The following is a 17,187-nucleotide window of genomic DNA, read 5'->3' as shown; positions in this document are numbered from 1 at the left end:
TCTAAGGGGCGCGCTTACTGCCGGCTTCTGCGGCCCGATCCATGAATTGCGCCAGGCGCACATCCAGTTCCGTCACGCCGTTGGCATCGTGAGTTGTTAGTAGTACAACCACGCGATTATAAACATTCGACCACTCGGGATGATGATCCATTTTTTCCGCCAGTAACGCGACCTGCGTCATAAAGCCAAAGGCGGCATTGAAGTCGGTAAACAAAAAGGTTTTCTGAATCGCATCGCGCTCGTCCACCGCGCTCCAGCCAGGCAGGTTCTGCAGCGCAGCAACAGCGCCGATATGGGATGGTCGTGTCATGGCAATATCCGTTGGTGAAAGTAGCAATTCTAGCGCCGGAAGCGGCCAGATGAGCAAAAGATTGATCGACGGATACTGTCTTTGCGGTACCGGATCACGCAGCTGTGCCTGCGCTTCTGTCGACCAGCACAGACGATGCGCAATTACAGTAAAGCCGCCAGTTCAACCTGCGCCTTCAATAAAGCCGGTAAACAGCGTTCGACGATTTCTTCGACCGGCATCCGCGCCGCATGCACGCTGATGTTCATCGCCGCCACCGTGTCGCCGCGGAAGTTTCTGAGCGGCACCGCAATCGTACGCAAACCCAGTTCCAGCTCCTGATCGACAATCGCATACCCTTGCGCCCGGGTACGGGCGATCTCCAGCAACAGACGCTCTTTGTTGACGATCGTAAAGGCGGTAATCGGCTCCGGCTGCAGGCGCGCCAGCATTGCTTCGATCTGTTCCTGCGCCAAACTCGCCAGCAGCACCCGGCCATTGGCCGTGCAAAACGCTGGAACGCGAGTGCCCGGCTGCAGCGTCGCCGACACCACCCGGCCAGCGCTGACGGCGGCGACGCAGACCAGCTCATCGTGATCCAGCACACCGGCGGAAGCCGCTTCTTCCAGCGCATAAGCCAGACGGTAAAGCAAGGGCTGCACGATGCGCGGCAAGCGCGCCGAGTGTAAATACGACTGGCCGAGACGCAGCACCTTGGGCGTCAGGGAAAACAATTTTTGCTCGTGGCGAACGTAACCGAGATGCGCCAGCGTGATCAGGTAGCGCCGGGCGGCGGCGCGGGTCAGGCCGGTGCGCTGAGCGACCTCGCTGATGGTCAGGCGCGCGCGTTCCTGATCGAAGGCTTCAATTACCTGCAAGCCTTTTTCCAGCCCGGCGATCAGATCCCGTTTCATCGGCCCCTCTGCATCAGACAAGGCGTCGCTACTGCCTGGATTTACCGCAATATTGCTGTCCATAGGAATTAAACCTTATTTTGGGCGATTGTCGCACAATAAGTGCGATATACGATCACCACCTGCATTCAGGCGCTTGAACGCTGGCCGTCCCTTACCTATGATTAGCTACGCAACACAGAAAATCAATGATTTGCGCGGTAGCCGCCCTTTCTGGGTGATCTGACAAAAACCGGCTTACGTTATTCAATGATTCAGCTATGCAGGCCGATGTGCAGGCAATTTATCAACATCTCCGGCAGCGACTAAATGTCGGCCAACGCAGCGCCCGTACACCCTGCCAAACGAACCGAAGGAGCACACCAGTGAAATTCGACACCGTAGAAACCGGGGTCTATCCCGACCTCATTTATCCGCCCTACCGCTCCACCGTCAAACGGGGGCCGACCCAGCCACCTCTGCGGATTCGTACGGCCGCCCCGGTCCAGACCAACCTGAGTGCCGCCGCCAGCCTGATCCTTCCTCACGATATGGACTTGACCGCGCAAGGCCAGGGAGAGCCCTTGGGTGAGAAAATCGTGATCACGGGCCGCGTGCTGGATGAAGACGGCAAGCCGATCCGCAATTCGCTGCTGGAAGTCTGGCAGTGCAACTCGGCCGGACGTTATTGGCACAAGCGCGATCAGCACGACGCGCCACTCGATCCGAATTTTTATGGTTTCGGCAAAATGTTGACCGATGACGAGGGCCGTTACCGTTTCGTCACCATCAAGCCCGGTCCTTACCCATGGGGCAATCACGACAAGGCGTGGCGTCCGGCGCATATTCATTTTTCCATGTTCGGAAATGTCTATGCGCAGCGACTGGTCACGCAAATGTATTTCCCCAGCGATCCGCTATTCGATTACGACCCGATCTTCCAGAGCATCCCGGATGCCGCCGCACGCCAGCGACTGGTCTCGCGCTTTAGCCTGGAACAGACCGTCAGCGACAAAATGCTCGGCTACGAATTCGATATCGTTCTGCGCGGCCGCGACGCCACACCGCTGGAAGCTTGAGGAGAAATGCACATGAGCAGCAATATCACACCTTCGCAAACGATAGGCCCGTTTCCACACGAAGCATGGCGCTGGGCCTTTGACGCCACCGTGGTGAGCGACGCCCCCACCATTATTATCAGCGGCATCATTCGCGATGGCGATGGCGTGGCCATTAACGACGCGGTTATCGAGGCCTGGCTGCCGGACGCCGCCGGCGCCGAAGCCGCGCAGGCCGTCCCCGGCTTTCGGCGGGTGCCGAGCGACGACAACGGCGCCTTCAAAATAACGGTCTCGCTGCCGACGCCGGCTACTTCCGGTAAGCCGGTGATGTTTGTCACCGTGTTTGCCCGTGGTCTGGTGAAGCACCAGTTTACCGCTGTCTTCCTGGGCGACGATGCTGGTCTGGCGCAATCGGAGGTACTGTCGCAAGTCCCGGAAAATCGCCGCGATACCTTGATCGCCCGTAAGCAGGCGGAGGGGCAATACCAGTGGGATATCTGGATGCAGACAGAACAGGAGACGGTGTTTTTTGATTATGTTTAAACGCCTGTTAAGACAGAAGACAGCATTGAAGGAGCCTCTGTGAGCGTTTCCCTGTTTGACAGCTTTCTGACCACCTCGGACATGCTCGCGGTGTTCGACGACGCCGCGATAGTCCAGGCGATGTTTCGCTTTGAAGAAGCATTGGCGCGGGCGCAGGCAGCCGAAGGCATCATTCCCGAAGCCGCAGCACGGGCTATCGCCAGCGTCTGCAACGCCCAGTTGTACGACATCCCTGCCATCGTCCACGCCGGCCGCCGCGCCGGCAGTTTGGCGATTCCGCTGGTCAAGGAGCTGACCAAGACCGTTGCGCTGTTCAATCAGGAGTGCGCTACGCACGTCCATTGGGGCAGTACCAGCCAGGACGTGATCGACACCGCCATGGTGCTGGCGACACGGCAAGCGCTGCTGCTGCTGGACCAGCGCCTGCACACGCTGACCGATAGTCTGCTGACGCTGGCGGAACAGCATCTGGCAACGCCGGTGCTGGCGCGCACGCTGATGCAACCGGCACAAGTCACCAGTTTCGGCTTCAAGCTGGTCGGCTGGGCAGCGCCGCTGGTGCGCGCCCGCCTGCAACTGAGAAGCAGCGCGACGCGCGCGCTGCAACTGCAGTTGGGCGGCGCGGTAGGCACGCTTGCGGTGATGGGCGAGCAAGCGTCTGCGGTCGTGCACCGGGTCGCCGCCGATCTGGGATTGGCGGTCGCCCCGGCCGCCTGGCATACGCAGCGCGATGAATGGGTCCGGCTCGGCCTCGAAGTCGCGGTGCTGGTCGGCAGCCTCGGCAAGGTCGCCACCGATCTCAGTCTGATGGCGCAAGGTGAAATTGCCGAACTGGCCGAACCCTCCGGCCAGGGGCGCGGCGGCTCGTCGGCGATGCCGCACAAACGCAATCCGGTCTCATCGATGATTGCACTGGCAGCCGCGACCCGCACGCCGCAACACGCAGCGGCCTTGCTGGCGAGCATGGGCCAGCAGCATGAACGCGGCTTGGGCAACTGGCAGGCCGAACTGGCCGAATGGCCGGCCTTGTTTCTGAGTGCCGATGGCGCGCTGAATGCATTGGACCAGGCGATGGCTGGCTTGCAGGTGGATAGCGAGCGCATGCTGCGCAATATCGATGGCCTGCAAGGTTTGGTATTCGCTGAAGCGGTAGCGATCTTTCTGGCGACGGCGATGGGTCGACCGCAGGCGCATCAGCTGATGGAAAATTTAACCGGGCAAGCGATCGCAACCGGCCAGGATCTCTACACCGTGGTGCTCGCTGCTGTCAACGCCGATGCCGTTCTGCGCGACCAATTTGATTTTGCGCAATTGCAAAAACTATTCGACCCGGCCGCCGCAACCGCGCCTGCAGAGCGACTGGCGCGCCAACAATTGGCCGCGTTGCGTGCCACCATCTCAGCGCTGGCAGCGGACGATATCGCAGCCGGTACCACAACCCAACCAAGTGAGACACCATGAGCTACGATCCTATTGACCATGATTTCGAACGCGGCATGCACAATCGCCGCCAGATCCTCGGCGATGCCTGGGTAGACCGTTCGATCAACAACGCCACCAGCTTCAACGCCGAATTTCAGCACCTGATCACGCGCTTTGCCTGGAATGAAATCTGGGGCCGCCCCGGGCTGGACCAGAAAACCCGCAGGGTGATTGTGCTGGCGACCACCGTCGCCCTGGGACGCTGGGAAGAATTTGAATTACACGCACGCGCCGCGTTGCTGGGCGATGCTGAAACCCGTTTAACGCCGGAGGAAATGAAAGAAGTTTTGATGCAATCGGCGATCTACGCCGGTGTGCCCGCCGCCAACACCGCATTCAGCCATGCGCACATTATCTTGCGCGAAGTCGCCGAACAGATCGGTTATGCGCTAACGCCGCTGACACCGGCCGCCACCAGCCACCCCGGCATCGGTCAGTCCGGACGCACCAACAGCAAGCCGGTACTGCACTACACCGTGCGCGCACCGCGCAATGGCAAGGCAGCGCGCCGTACCATCGTTCTGAGTCATGCACTGGGGTGCGATCTGACGATGTGGGATGATCTGGCCAATTTGCTGGCGCAGGATAATCGCGTAATTTGCTACGATCAACGCGGCCACGGCAGTTCCGAGGCTCCGGCGGGTCTGTATGCGATTGCCGATTTGGCAGATGACGCGGCACGGCTGTTGCGTGAACTGGACACCGGCCCGGTGGTGTGGATAGGCCTATCGATGGGCGGCATGGTCGGTCAGGAACTGGCGCTGCGTCATCCGGCATTGGTCAGCGCGCTGGTGCTGGCGAATACCACCTCCGGCTATCCGGAACTGGTGCGCGCGGTATGGCAGCAGCGCATCGACGCCGTCCACACGCAAGGCATGGCATCGATTGCCGATGCCGTCATGGAGCGCTATTTCCACGAGGAATTCCGCGCCACCAGAGACGCCACCGTGACGCGCTTTCGCCAGCGCCTGATCAGCACCGATGCCGATGGTTACATCGGCTGTTGCCACGCCGTCGGCACTGTCGACACCAGCGAGCGGCTGGCGTTCATCACGATACCGACACTGGTGATCGCGGGCGACCTGGATCAAGGCACCCCACTCGTCATGGCACAAACGCTGGTCGAGAAAATCCCGCAAGCGCAACTGACGGTGCTGCAAAATGCCTCGCATTTGAGCGCGATCGAGCAGCCACAGGCATTTGCCAATGCGGTCGGCGCCTTCTTGCTGAATTTGTAATCGAAAAGGGATTCTTGTAACTGGTTGCATCGCCTCTTGTAGTAAATATCCATGCAGGTATAGTGGCTTATCCCTCACTTTTTAAGGCCTTTATGAAACGTGCCCTCTGTGCCGTAATGCTGGTCGCAATCGGCTGCACCGCGTTTATCCCGGCTCAGGCGAATACCCGGGTCGGCGTCAACATTATCATTGGTTCGCCACCGCCGCCGCCACGCTATGAACTGCTGCCACCGCCACGTGTCGGCTATATTTGGGCGCCAGGTTACTGGGACTGGGTCGACGGTCGCCACGTATGGCGCCGGGGTTATTGGGAGCGCGCGCGCGCCGGCTATCAATACCAGCGCCCACGCTGGGAACAAGGTCGCGGCGGCTGGCAGCTGCACCGTGGTGGATGGGAACGAGGCGGCAATCATGACCGTCGCAACGATCGTCGCGACCATCGATATGATGGCCGCAGAGATCGGCACGACAACCGTTCCGACGGTCGCCACGACAATCGGCGCGACGATCACGGCGGCGATCGCCGAAGCGGCGGCTTTCATTAATTGAAGAGTACGGGAAAGATACGCACTGACAAGCCAGCGTCCGCAGGGCTTGCAGGGCGCAAGCCGGTGCCGGGAATTTGAACCTGCAAAAATGTATGCATAAAAGAAAAACCGTTGACCAGCTAAGCTGGTCAACGGTTTCGGCTGTTGGTTGCGGGGGAAGGATTTATCCGTTATATCCCAATACGGCTCAAATAATTGCGTCGCTTGCTGGCATGGCACCGCTCAAGACGGACGACGATCCCAGGCGATGAAAACTATCGCTCGATTTTTTGTGAATGAGCTTTGACATGCTTATGTGCTTTTCCCCTATGCGCTGTTTTGTGCGCTAAACCCTTCGGGCTTTCGCGGTCAGCTGCACGCTGCAGTCCCTTATCGCGGTCAAGCGCATTGGCCCCATTCGTGTTTTTCAGCCCTCCGCTACTGATATGCTGTGAAGACATGCCGCCGAATTGTCCACCGCCACCTCCTCCGCTGTGTGCAAGGGCGGCAACGCTGGTAGTCGTCAAAAGAATAGCGGCACCGATTACGCAAGCATTTTTAAACATAATTTTTCCTCTTGGATGAAGTTGAGTCGCCTTGCAGATGCCTTCGAATAGGCGGGAAATGCCATCAAGCACGCTTATTTCCCTGGCACTACATTAGCGCTCAAATCCAACGCGGAGTTGACGTATTAAGTGCATTAGATGTAACAAATTGTTTCAGCCCCTACTTCTCGCGACACGACGCAATGCCACTGCTTCCTGCCGCGGCCGTCATGGAAATTGGTATAGCCGATCATGGTGAATTCAACTCCTGCAAATCGGATATCAATATGGACCACCATCCTAATCGATGTGCCAAAATGAGCGCGTTTTAATGAGAGGTCGATCACCCAAGGAGAATCATGAAAAAGCTTTTTGCACTATTTGGTTTTACCGTATTTACCTTACAAGGTTGCATGGTCTATGGGCCTGATTATCCCGGCGTCATAGTGGCCCCGGAAGGTCGCGGGCAAGGTGGCCCCGGCAATGGATTTTGCCCGCCAGGACAAGCCAAGAAAGGCAACTGCTAAAGGCGGCTCGATGGGCGGGCTGACCGCCTACTTTGAACATGCAAACATGTGTATGCATAAAAGCAAAAACCGCTGAACAGCTAAGCTGATCAACGGTTTCGACTGTTGGTTGCGGGGGCAGGATTTGAACCTACGACCTTCGGGTTATGAGCCCGACGAGCTGCCAGACTGCTCCACCCCGCGTCTGTACTTTCAAACAATGCCAGGATATTTTCTGACACTTTAAATCTGGTTGCGGGGGCAGGATTTGAACCTACGACCTTCGGGTTATGAGCCCGACGAGCTGCCAGACTGCTCCACCCCGCGTCTGAAGAATGAGATTATATATGCTATTAGTTGATATAGCAAATAATATAGGTAGAAAGTGCATTTGCATGGCGCGGTGATACACTTCCGTCTCCGGCATGTAATATAAACACCGGTAATTAGCTACCCTAGTTTGCAGTAACAATTCCTTTCAACGCACAATGACGCGCCTTAAAGCATTGTGCCCAGACCATTGATCCGCTACCTATGAAATTCTGCTCCGAATGCGCGCATCCTGTATTACTGCAAATCCCGCCTGACGACAACCGCATGCGTTACGTCTGCAACAATTGCGGCACCATCCACTATCAGAATCCGAAGATGGTGGTCGGCTCAATTCCAGTCTGGGAGCACGATGGCGAAGTCAGTGTATTGCTCTGCAAGCGCGCCATCGAACCGCGCCATGGTTACTGGACACTACCGGCCGGCTTCATGGAAAACGACGAAACCACCGAAGAGGCTGCGCGCCGCGAAACGCTGGAAGAAGCCGGTGCCAAGATCAATCTGCATGGACTCTTTTCCATGGTCAATGTCCCGCGTGTGCACCAGGTGCATTTGTTTTATCGTGCCACCTTGCTCGATCTGGACTACTCTGCCGGCATCGAAAGCCTGGAAGTCGAGATGTTCACTGAAGCGCAAATTCCATGGGAAGACATTGCGTTCCCGACCGTTGCCTACACGCTGAAAGCTTTTTTTGACGACCTCAGACTGGTGAAGAAAAACGGCGCCAGCTTCACGCTGCATACTGAAGACATCTACAAGCCGATGCGTAGCAGCTAACTCATAAAAGAGTTTTACATTCGCCACGGATGCGCACAAGTTGCCAGGTTAAACCGGCAATGCAAGCCGCTCAACATTTCTGTGTGAGCGGCTTTTTTTTGTATGCTTGCTTAGCGCTTGAAACGCGCTTCCGCTACCTCATCGGCCACCACGCTGGTGGACAAGCCTTCGCGATCGGCGCGGGCGAAAATTTCCACCAGGGTGTCGCCTATTTCACGCACGTGGGCTTCGACGTCGGCCTCCGGTTTGTTAAGGTATTCGTAGCAGACCTTGATGATGCCGCCGGCGTTGATGACGAAGTCAGGCACGTACAGTACCTCTTTACGACGCAATAGCTCGCCGATCTCTGCCGTGGCAAGTTGGTTGTTGGCAGCACCGGCGACGATTTTGGCCTTGAGGCGGGATAGCGTGTCAGGGTTGAGCGTGGCGCCCAGCGCGCACGGAGCGTAAATGTCTGCCTGCACGTCATAGATGGCATCGACCCCGACGATTTCAGCGCCGAATTCCGCATGGGCACGTTCCAGGGCAGCCGGATCGATATCGGCCACGATCAGCTTGGCGCCTGCGGCATGCAGGCGACGCGCATAGTCGTAACCGACATTTCCCAATCCTTGCACGGCGACGGTCAAACCCGCCATCGAGTCACGCTGCAGGCGATGTTTGACGGCAGCCTGTGCGCCGACAAAACAACCCAGTGCGGTGTAAGGGGATGGATCGCCGCTGGCGCCCAGACCGGCTACATATCGGGTCCTGGTCGCCACATGCGCCATATCGGCCGGCGTGGTGCCAACATCTTCTGCCGTGATATAACGGCCGCCGAGGCGCTCCAGGGCTTCGCCCATGGCTTCGAACAAGGCCGGCGTCTTATCGGTTTTCGGGTTGCCGATGATGACGCTTTTACCGCCCCCGATGGGCAAGCCGGCGACCGCATTTTTGTAGGTCATGCCGCGTGACAGGCGCAGTACGTCGTTGACAGCGCTAGCTTCGCTAGCGTAATTCCACATACGGCAACCGCCCATGGCAGGACCGAGGTTGGTATTGTGGACGGCAATAATGCCTTTGAGGCCGGACTTGGCTTCGGAGACGAATACCACTTGTTCGTGGTCGTCGAAATTCAGTTCATTAAAGATAAAAGCGGTCATGCTTGTGGCTCCGCGCAGATAACAATCACTCGACCGGATAAGGGCGGGTGATGACGTTCCGCTTTGACTAAGGTTAAAGGTAAGGTAAAGATAAAACTATCCGTAAGGCGGTGGGTTGATGCCGACCAACGGCGCGAGCGGCGATTGTGTCGCCGACACCGGAGTATAGATTGTCGGTTTATGAAACTCAACAGCGGCAGCCCAAGGATTGCCTAGCCTGGCAGCACGGCTATCGGAATCGGCGCAGAATATTGGCAAGATATTATGTAATCCCGCTGAAACTACGCCGCATCCGCGTGCTGCCGTAAGCAACGTTGTCACCGACAAAAAAATTGGCGATAGTTGACACGGCAAAATCGACTAAGATTTTGACTAACGCACTAACCTGATTTTTATTTGAAATAGTTAACCATGAGAAACATAGTCGAGAAAAACGCAGTGATATCGTGCATGACATCACCTGCCAAAACAACGCGAATTGGGGCGTAGCGATGATTCCCTGGCTAGAAATTGATACACCTTTTCCCGATGTCTCGGAGGCCCTGTGCGATGAAGACGGTGCCGCCGGGCTGCTCGCTGCCGGCGGCGATTTGTCGCCGCAGCGCCTGCTAAATGCCTATCGACACGGCATTTTTCCGTGGTTTTCCGAGGGCCAGCCTATCCTGTGGTGGAGCACCGACCCGCGCATGGTGTTGCAAACCGAACACTTCCAGATATCCGCGAGCCTCAAGAAAACGTTGCGCAAAATACACCGCAGCACCCGGTCTGACCGGCGCTGGCAGATCCGCTTCGATTTTGCTTTCGAGGACGTCATGCGCGCCTGTGCCGGACCGCGCCGGGACGGTCAGGGCACCTGGATTTCCGACGACATCATCGCCAGCTATCGCACCCTGCACCGGCTCGGCTACGCCCACTCCGCCGAGGTCTGGCTGGAGGGCAAGCTGGTCGGCGGCGCGTATGGGGTAAGCATAGGCCGCATGTTTTTTGGCGAATCGATGTTCGCCCGCGTCACCGACACCTCCAAAATCGCAATGGCCTATCTGGTCCAGTTTCTGCGTCAGCACGGCGTCGTCATGATTGACTGCCAGCAAGAAACACCGCATCTGGCATCGCTCGGCGCCACGCCGATTGCGCGCGACGAATTCATGCGCCACTTGCGCCTGGCCATAGATCACCCGCAAATTCACGACTGGCGGCCTATGCCGTTATTCCCGGATTAAATAAAAATGGCGTACCGGATGGCAGTTATAGACATATTTCGACTCACACGACAGCGCTCTTACGGTGTAAATTATAGTTGTCGAACCTGTCACTCAGGATGCACATGGCACACTTAAAAGATCTCCCGTTTTCAACCCTGCAGTTCTATGCCACAGCGCCCTATCCATGCAGTTATCTGGACGGCCGTCAAGCCCGTTCGCAGGTAGCGACGCCTTCACACCTGATCAACGCGGATGTCTATTCCGAGCTGGTCAAAAATGGCTTTCGACGCAGCGGCATCTTTACCTATCGACCGTATTGCGATGGTTGCCAGGCATGCACGCCGGTACGCACGCTGGTCAATGCGTTCACCCCCAATCGCAGTCAGCGCCGGGCCTGGCACAAGCATCGCCATCTGACCGCGCTGGTCACCAATCTTGCCTACGTATACGAGCACTACGAACTTTATCTGCGCTATCAAACTGCGCGCCATGCCGGCGGCGGCATGGATCAGGACAGCCGCGATCAGTACGCCCAGTTCTTGCTGCAGAGCAAAGTCAATACCCGACTGGTGGAGTTCCGCGAACCGGACGGCACCTTGCGCATGATCAGCATCATCGATGTACTGAATGACGGCCTGTCTTCGGTGTACACGTTCTACGACCCCGACGTCGTCGGCGCGTCATATGGTACTTACAACGTTTTGTGGCAGATCAAGCAGGCACAACAACTCGAGATGGCCTACGTGTATCTCGGCTACTGGATCAAGGACAGCCCTAAAATGGCCTACAAAATCAACTTCAAACCTCTGGAAGCGCTACGGCAGGGCGAATGGGGTGCGTTAGAATAGGCGGTTGCGCCGATGCAAACTACACTGCAGCTGACCGCCAACCCACTCTACACACTCATCACCACTCAAAATCGTGCCTTCCAAATTCCTGTACAACCTCGCCCGCCCCGCCCTGTTTTCGCTAGACCCCGAAGCCGCTCATAACCTGACCTTGCCGGCGCTGCGCCGTGCCGCAGCCATGGGACTCACCGCGTTATTGCCAAAACCGTCTCCGGATCCGCGTACCGTCATGGGCATAACCTTCCCAAATCCGGTGGGATTAGCCGCCGGCCTGGATAAGGATGGCGCCTTCATCGACGGCCTGGCAGCGCTCGGGTTCGGTTCGATTGAAATCGGTACCGTGACACCCAAAGCCCAGCCTGGCAATCCGCGCCCACGCATGTTCCGCCTGCCGGCTGCGAACGCCATCATCAATCGCATGGGCTTCAACAACGGCGGCGTCGACGCCTTCGTCAGCAACGTGCAATCGTCAAGGTTTTACCAGGAGCGAATCGGTGTACTCGGCCTGAACATCGGCAAGAATGCATCGACCCCGATTGAAAATGCCGCAGACGACTACCTGCACTGCCTGGAAAAAGTCTATCCGTACGCCAGCTACGTCACCGTCAACATTTCGTCACCGAACACCAAAAACCTGCGTCAATTGCAAGGCGCCTCCGAGCTTGATGCACTGCTTGCGCAACTCAAGCGCGCACAGCAAAAGCTGGCCGATCAGCATAAGCGCTATGTTCCGGTGGTGTTGAAAATTGCACCGGACATCGATGCCGAACAAATTAAAACCATTGCCGACGCGCTGTTACACCACCAGATGGATGGCGTCATCGCCACGAATACCACCATCGCGCGCGATGCAGTCAAGGGACTGCCCCATGAAAACGAAGCGGGTGGCTTGTCCGGTGCGCCGGTGTTTGAATTATCGAACAACGTGGTGCGCAGGCTGCGCGCGGAGCTGGGCGATGCGGTGCCGATTATCGGTGTGGGCGGGATTTTGAGTGGGGCTGACGCCCAGACAAAAATGGCCGCCGGCGCAGCCTTGGTACAGCTATATAGCGGACTGATTTATCGCGGACCGGCGTTGGTTGGCGAGTGCGCCAAGGCGCTGCGGAAAGGCTGAGCCCGACAGCAATATACCTGCAACTAAATCAAAAAAGCATACGGTCGCGTATGCTTTTTTTTGGGGTAAAACGATATTCACCAACCTTCATACAGTTCGAGCGGCAGGCCATCAGTTCATAGTCGCTGCTTGCGCCTCCGGGAAAGTTTATCTGGCCCGCTATTTAGTCATCGCGCGCCGCAACATGAAGCTGATCCCGTCAACCGCCGCCACCATGAGCAGCATGGCAAGCATCACGCTGGCTGCCTGCTGCATCTGAAACAGCGACAGATGATATTTCAGCATCTGCCCCAGGCCACCGGCGCCGACCACGCCGAGTATCGCTGCTGCACGGATATTGTTTTCCCAGCGGTATAAGGTGTACGACATCATTTGCGGCATGGTTTGCGGCAGGGTCGCATACAGAAATGCGGCGATAGCGCGCGCGCCGTTGGTGCGCAGCGTGGTCTCCGCCAACGGCGAAGTATTTTCATAGGCGTCGGCGAACAAGCGGCCGAGTACGCCCGAAGTATGCGCCGTCAGAGCCAGCGTGCCGGCGAAAGGGCCGAGTCCCGCCGCGATCAGCAGGATAGCGGCCCAGACCAGTTCCGGAATCGAGCGCAAGACATTTAACAACGTCCGGGTCGCGGCGCGTGCGACGCTACCGAAACGTCCGCTCGCCGGCAATCCGAGTGCGACCCCGACCAACGCTGCCAGCACCGTGCCAAGCGCCGACATCGACAACGTTTCCGCAGTAGCAATGGCGATTTTGAGCAAAAACGGCGCGGACACATCCGGTGGCGCAAAACCGTGCAGAAATTCTCCGCTGGTCCGCAGCGCCTCTTGCGTAAACAAGGCGCTCCACTTTAACGGCAACGAAACAAAACTTGCGACGACCAGAGCAAGCAAGCCGAACAACAGCGCCATGCTTGAAAAGCGCCAACGCGGTGCCCTCGGCATGCCAGGCAAGGCCGGGTTTTGCAGGGAGGCTTTCACGCCAGCCTCCCGCGCAACATTTTGCTGACAGCGTCGGCGCCTGCGACCAGCACAACAAAGATAATCAGCATCGCCGACAACTCGTCGCCCGCCATCATTTTCATCGATTCATCCATGCGCTGACCAAGACCGCCGGCACCGACGAAGCCCATCACTACCGACCCGCGGATCGCGCACTCCCAACGATAAATGGTGTACGAAACAAGCTCCGCAGCCGACTCCGGCAGCGCGCCGTATAACAGCGCGGCCAGACGTCCGCTGCCATTTTTCAGCAAGGTATCGGAGGCGTGCGCATCGGACGAGTCAAGGATTTCGGCATACACTTTTCCGAGCATGCCGCAATACGTCAGCGCTATCGCGATCACACCGGCGGTCGGTCCCAGCCCAACGATACGCACCAGCAGTAAAGCCCACACCAACTCAGGCACGCTGCGCAGCAACACCAGCAGCCAGCGCAAGGTTTGTCGAATCAGCAGCGCCAGCCGTCCCATGCGGCCCGTCCCCAAGCGGGAAATCGACAAGCGTTCAGTCACCAGCACAGTCATCGGTATCGCAGCCAGCATGGCCAGCGTCATGCTGACGGTTGCCATCGCCACGGTTTCCCAGGTGGCGGCGGCAACCATTTTCAAAAATTCGAGAGAATGTGCCGGCGGAACAAAGCTGGCGAGAAATTTTCCGGTGGCGCTCAGGCTGCGTGCATCCAGCAAGGCCCACGGCTTGAATTCGCTGAGCACCAGCATCGGCCACAGCAGCAAGAGTGCAACGATGGCGATAACGACCCGGCCGCGCCAGGCGGGATCCTGATGTTGATTTGGCAGGGCGATGCTTGAGCTAATACGCATTTCAACAGCGCGGAATCAGCGCGACGGTAGCCAGCTCTGGCACTGCCATTGGCGAATGATGGTCCTGATGCACCGTCTCACCGCTATTCCGATACAGCGCTTCAATCATGGCGTCAGTCACATTTTCACGTGCAGCATCGAACACGATCCGGCCGTCGCGCAGCCCGACAATACGGGGAAAGTGAGCACGCGCCAGTTCAACCTGATGCAGACTGCATATCAGCGTGGCCTGCCGCGCCGTTGCTTCCTGCTGCAATACCGCCAGCGTCTGCAGCGCCAGCGCGGGATCCAAAGCGGATAACGGTTCGTCGACTAAAAACAGGTCGGCCTGACTGATCAGCAGACGCGCCATGGCACAGCGTTGACGTTCGCCGCCGGACAGGCGATCGACGCGCGCATAAAGTTTGTCCTGCAGGTTAACCCGCGCCAGCGCATTGAAAGCCGCAAGCGGATAAGCCGGTTTGACTAACGACCTGAGCGCTTGCCATACGCTCCATTGCGGCAGCAATCCGGCCAGCACCGCACTGACAACGCGCTGGCGCGGCGGCAATGGCGGCGTTTGCGGCGCCAGAAAAAGACCGGCGCGCAGCGCATGCCGGGCAGCGCTGCTCAAGCGCCAAGGATCGGCGCCGGACAGGGTAAAGCTGCCCTGTTGCGGTTTCAGCGCAGCTGCCAGCGTATGCAGCAACGTTGTCTTGCCGGCACCGGATGGCCCGATCAGCGCGAGTTGCTCGCCCTGACTGACCTCCAGTGTCAGATCGCGCAATGCCAACGCAGCGTTGCCGGCGCCGGGGTGGCGGACAAACACGTTGGTTAAGGAAAATGTCATACCTTTTGTTGCCTTACTTCAGCAAACCCGCATTGCGGGCCGCAGCTTCAATGGCCGCATAATTTTCTGCCTTGGTCGGAACGAAGCGCGTGGCGCGCTGCAAATCCAGAATTTCCTTGTCTTGCGGATTGTCTTTATTTAACGCCAGAAATGCGTCGGTCAATTTTTTACGCACGACCGGATTCATGTCCGAACGTACGCTCCAGTTGTAGTCGTAATAGCCGGGTGTGGTGTAAAACACGCGCACCACTTTGGGGTCGACCTTCCCTTCGGACACCAGCTTTTCCCAGACCGAGATATTCAACGCACCGGCATCGACTTTGCCGCCGGCGACCGCCGCAACGGTGGCGTCGTGGGCGCCGGAAAATGCAATGCGCTTCATGTCGACATCAGGATTGATCCTGGCGGCCAGCAAATACGAGCGCGGCATCAGATGGCCCGAGGTGGACGATTCCGAGCCGAAGCTGAAATTTTTACCTTTCAAATCTTCCAGTTTGTTGATCGACTTGTCGGTGGTCACAAAAACCGACTGGAATTTTTGATCTTCTTCACGCTGCACGATAGGAATCACTTTGCCGCCGCTGCGGATATTTGCCTGCACAAAGGTAAATCCGCCGAACCAGACCATGTCGAGTTTGTTATTGATCAAACCTTCGACCGACGCGGCATAATCGGTGACCGGCGTGAACTCGACCTTCATGCCCAGCTTTTTCTCCAGATAAGCACCGAGCGGCTTGAACTTGCGCTGCAGTTCGGTCGGCGCCTCATCCGGAATCGCCGATACCCGCAATACCTGCTGCGCATACACGAGACCGGTGGCGCTCAGGGAGATCGCTGCGGCCGCGGTTGCCAACAGTGCTTTCACATTGGACAAAGAAGAAAGTCGGATCATCATGGGTCTTTATGTAGTTAGGGGGTCTATGTATCAAAAGTTACGGCAATACTTCGATTCCGGCAATCCCGGCGTGCATTTCTCCAACCACCGCGGCATCTGCAAAGCCTTCACGCTGAAACAGCGCCAACACCTCATCCACGGCGGCAGGATCGCAGGAGACCAGCAAGCCGCCCGAGGTTTGCGGGTCTGTCAGCAACGCTTTCTGTACCGTACTGATGGCATCGCCCAGCACCACGTCGTGGCCATAGCCCTGCCAGTTACGGCCGGATGCGCCGGTGACATAGCCCTGCTCCGCCAATTGCTGCACGCCAGGCAGCAACGGAATCAGGTGCATGTCGAGCTTGGCGGATAGCTTGGCAGCGCGTGCCATTTCCAGCAAATGTCCCAACAAACCAAACCCGGTGACATCGGTCAGCGCATGGACACCGGCCAATTCGGACAGCATCTTGCCCGGCTTGTTCAGCTTGGTGGTATTGGCTATCAGCGCGGCGTAGCCCGCTGCATCCAGCGCGTCCTTTTTTAGCGCGGCGGACAGGATGCCGACCCCGATCGGTTTGCCTAGAATGATCTTGTCGCCAGCCTTGGCCCCGGCGTTGCGCTTGACTTTCGACGGGTGTACCAGACCGAGCACCACCAGGCCATAAATCGGCTCCACCGAATCAATCGTATGGCCGCCGGCAATCGGGATACCGGCTTCGGCACAAATCGACTCGCCCCCTTTGAGAATCTTGCCGATCACTTCGATCGGCAATTTATCTATCGGCATGCCGACCAGAGCCAGCGCCATGATAGGCGTCCCGCCCATCGCGTACACATCCGAAATCGCGTTGGTGGCAGCGATGCGGCCGAAATCGTAAGGGTCATCAACGATCGGCATGAAAAAATCGGTGGTCGCGATTAACGCCTGCTCGTCATTCAGTTGGTAGACTGCGGCATCGTCAGCAGTTTCAATCCCGACCATCAATTCTTTCGGCATTGCGAAACCGCTCGCGTTTTTCAGAATTTCGGCGAGGACGCCCGGTGCAATCTTGCAGCCGCAACCGCCGCCGTGCGAGAAGGAAGTGAGTTTGATGGCTGGGGTCGAGAGCTTGGGCATGTGCGTCCTGGCAATAAGTTTTATGTTCTACGATGAAAAGCGATGCAAACGTG

At 57.7% G+C, this 17,187-nt stretch carries 19 protein-coding genes and 2 tRNA genes; 10 read left to right on the top strand and 11 right to left on the bottom strand.

Features of this window, described 5'->3' with window-relative positions:
* Position 1 precedes the first annotated feature (1 nt).
* Positions 2–310, bottom strand: coding sequence for a 4a-hydroxytetrahydrobiopterin dehydratase (locus AC3CHX_RS06215; RefSeq protein ID WP_488643208.1), 309 nt, complete (start codon positions 308–310; stop codon positions 2–4).
* A 143-nt stretch (positions 311–453) separates the two neighbouring features.
* Positions 454–1,266, bottom strand: a complete 813-nt coding sequence (locus AC3CHX_RS06210; protein WP_488643207.1) for an IclR family transcriptional regulator domain-containing protein — start codon at positions 1,264–1,266, stop codon at positions 454–456.
* A gap of 302 nt (positions 1,267–1,568) precedes the next feature.
* On the opposite strand from AC3CHX_RS06210, the gene pcaH reads away from it, so the two are divergent.
* From pcaH to AC3CHX_RS06185, 5 genes are all read left to right on the top strand, one after another.
* The gene (pcaH, locus tag AC3CHX_RS06205; RefSeq protein WP_488643206.1) at positions 1,569–2,261 is read left to right on the top strand and encodes a protocatechuate 3,4-dioxygenase subunit beta; all 693 of its coding nucleotides are present in this window, start codon (positions 1,569–1,571) and stop codon (positions 2,259–2,261) included.
* Between the two features lie 12 nt (positions 2,262–2,273).
* Positions 2,274–2,786, top strand: coding sequence for a peptidase associated/transthyretin-like domain-containing protein (locus AC3CHX_RS06200; RefSeq protein WP_488643205.1), 513 nt, complete (start codon positions 2,274–2,276; stop codon positions 2,784–2,786).
* A 39-nt stretch (positions 2,787–2,825) separates the two neighbouring features.
* Positions 2,826–4,247: a lyase family protein gene (locus tag AC3CHX_RS06195; protein ID WP_488643204.1), complete on the top strand. Its 1,422-nt coding sequence runs from the start codon at positions 2,826–2,828 to the stop codon at positions 4,245–4,247.
* The gene (gene pcaCD / locus AC3CHX_RS06190; protein ID WP_488643203.1) at positions 4,244–5,506 is read left to right on the top strand and encodes a bifunctional 4-carboxymuconolactone decarboxylase/3-oxoadipate enol-lactonase PcaCD; all 1,263 of its coding nucleotides are present in this window, start codon (positions 4,244–4,246) and stop codon (positions 5,504–5,506) included. The genes AC3CHX_RS06195 and pcaCD overlap by 4 nt, the downstream gene beginning before the upstream one ends.
* Before the next feature lie 92 nt (positions 5,507–5,598).
* A complete protein-coding gene (locus AC3CHX_RS06185) occupies positions 5,599–6,051 on the top strand; it encodes a YXWGXW repeat-containing protein (RefSeq protein WP_488643202.1) in 453 nt (150 codons plus the stop codon).
* Positions 6,052–6,308: 257 nt separating this feature from the next.
* Here AC3CHX_RS06185 and AC3CHX_RS06180 read toward each other — a convergent pair whose 3' ends face one another.
* Positions 6,309–6,671 carry a hypothetical protein gene (locus AC3CHX_RS06180; RefSeq protein WP_488643201.1) on the bottom strand — a complete coding sequence of 121 codons (363 nt, stop codon included), beginning with the start codon at positions 6,669–6,671 and terminating at the stop codon, positions 6,309–6,311.
* A gap of 266 nt (positions 6,672–6,937) precedes the next feature.
* Here AC3CHX_RS06180 and AC3CHX_RS06175 point away from each other — a divergent pair, with 266 nt between their 5' ends.
* Positions 6,938–7,105: a hypothetical protein gene (locus AC3CHX_RS06175; protein ID WP_488643200.1), complete on the top strand. Its 168-nt coding sequence runs from the start codon at positions 6,938–6,940 to the stop codon at positions 7,103–7,105.
* A gap of 106 nt (positions 7,106–7,211) precedes the next feature.
* Here AC3CHX_RS06175 and AC3CHX_RS06170 read toward each other — a convergent pair.
* A tRNA-Met gene (locus AC3CHX_RS06170) sits at positions 7,212–7,288 on the bottom strand.
* Between the two features lie 46 nt (positions 7,289–7,334).
* A tRNA-Met gene (locus AC3CHX_RS06165) sits at positions 7,335–7,411 on the bottom strand.
* 207 nt (positions 7,412–7,618) lie between these two features.
* On the opposite strand from AC3CHX_RS06165, the gene AC3CHX_RS06160 reads away from it, so the two are divergent.
* Positions 7,619–8,191 carry an NUDIX hydrolase gene (locus tag AC3CHX_RS06160; protein ID WP_488643199.1) on the top strand — a complete coding sequence of 191 codons (573 nt, stop codon included), beginning with the start codon at positions 7,619–7,621 and terminating at the stop codon, positions 8,189–8,191.
* A gap of 110 nt (positions 8,192–8,301) precedes the next feature.
* Here the strand turns inward: AC3CHX_RS06160 and AC3CHX_RS06155 are convergent, their stop codons facing one another.
* Positions 8,302–9,333, bottom strand: coding sequence for a Glu/Leu/Phe/Val family dehydrogenase (locus AC3CHX_RS06155; protein WP_488643198.1), 1,032 nt, complete (start codon positions 9,331–9,333; stop codon positions 8,302–8,304).
* A gap of 491 nt (positions 9,334–9,824) precedes the next feature.
* Between AC3CHX_RS06155 and aat the strand changes: the two genes are divergently transcribed.
* The 3 genes from aat to AC3CHX_RS06140 all read left to right on the top strand — a co-directional run bounded on the left by aat (position 9,825) and on the right by AC3CHX_RS06140 (position 12,497).
* Positions 9,825–10,553 carry a leucyl/phenylalanyl-tRNA--protein transferase gene (aat, locus tag AC3CHX_RS06150; RefSeq protein WP_488644733.1) on the top strand — a complete coding sequence of 243 codons (729 nt, stop codon included), beginning with the start codon at positions 9,825–9,827 and terminating at the stop codon, positions 10,551–10,553.
* 104 nt (positions 10,554–10,657) lie between these two features.
* Positions 10,658–11,383: an arginyltransferase gene (locus AC3CHX_RS06145; protein ID WP_488643197.1), complete on the top strand. Its 726-nt coding sequence runs from the start codon at positions 10,658–10,660 to the stop codon at positions 11,381–11,383.
* 73 nt (positions 11,384–11,456) lie between these two features.
* On the top strand, positions 11,457–12,497 hold the full coding sequence (locus AC3CHX_RS06140) for a quinone-dependent dihydroorotate dehydrogenase (RefSeq protein WP_488643196.1): 1,041 nt from the start codon (positions 11,457–11,459) through the stop codon (positions 12,495–12,497).
* 159 nt (positions 12,498–12,656) lie between these two features.
* Here AC3CHX_RS06140 and phnE read toward each other — a convergent pair whose 3' ends face one another.
* From phnE to selD, 5 genes are read right to left on the bottom strand one after another with little or no spacing between them, the layout of a single operon-like run.
* On the bottom strand, positions 12,657–13,436 hold the full coding sequence (gene phnE, locus AC3CHX_RS06135; RefSeq protein WP_488644732.1) for a phosphonate ABC transporter, permease protein PhnE: 780 nt from the start codon (positions 13,434–13,436) through the stop codon (positions 12,657–12,659).
* 32 nt (positions 13,437–13,468) lie between these two features.
* Positions 13,469–14,314: a PhnE/PtxC family ABC transporter permease gene (locus AC3CHX_RS06130; RefSeq protein WP_488643195.1), complete on the bottom strand. Its 846-nt coding sequence runs from the start codon at positions 14,312–14,314 to the stop codon at positions 13,469–13,471.
* Position 14,315: 1 nt separating this feature from the next.
* On the bottom strand, positions 14,316–15,143 hold the full coding sequence (locus AC3CHX_RS06125; RefSeq protein ID WP_488643194.1) for a phosphonate ABC transporter ATP-binding protein: 828 nt from the start codon (positions 15,141–15,143) through the stop codon (positions 14,316–14,318).
* A gap of 13 nt (positions 15,144–15,156) precedes the next feature.
* A complete protein-coding gene (locus AC3CHX_RS06120; protein ID WP_488644731.1) occupies positions 15,157–16,035 on the bottom strand; it encodes a putative selenate ABC transporter substrate-binding protein in 879 nt (292 codons plus the stop codon).
* Positions 16,036–16,075: 40 nt separating this feature from the next.
* Positions 16,076–17,134, bottom strand: a complete 1,059-nt coding sequence (selD, locus tag AC3CHX_RS06115; protein WP_488643193.1) for a selenide, water dikinase SelD — start codon at positions 17,132–17,134, stop codon at positions 16,076–16,078.
* Between the last annotated feature and the right edge of the window lie 53 nt (positions 17,135–17,187).

It is taken from the genome of Glaciimonas sp. OK215 (assembly GCF_057787885.1).
The sequence above is the reverse complement of the archived record's forward strand: the minus strand, read 5'-3'. Positions and strand labels throughout refer to the sequence as shown.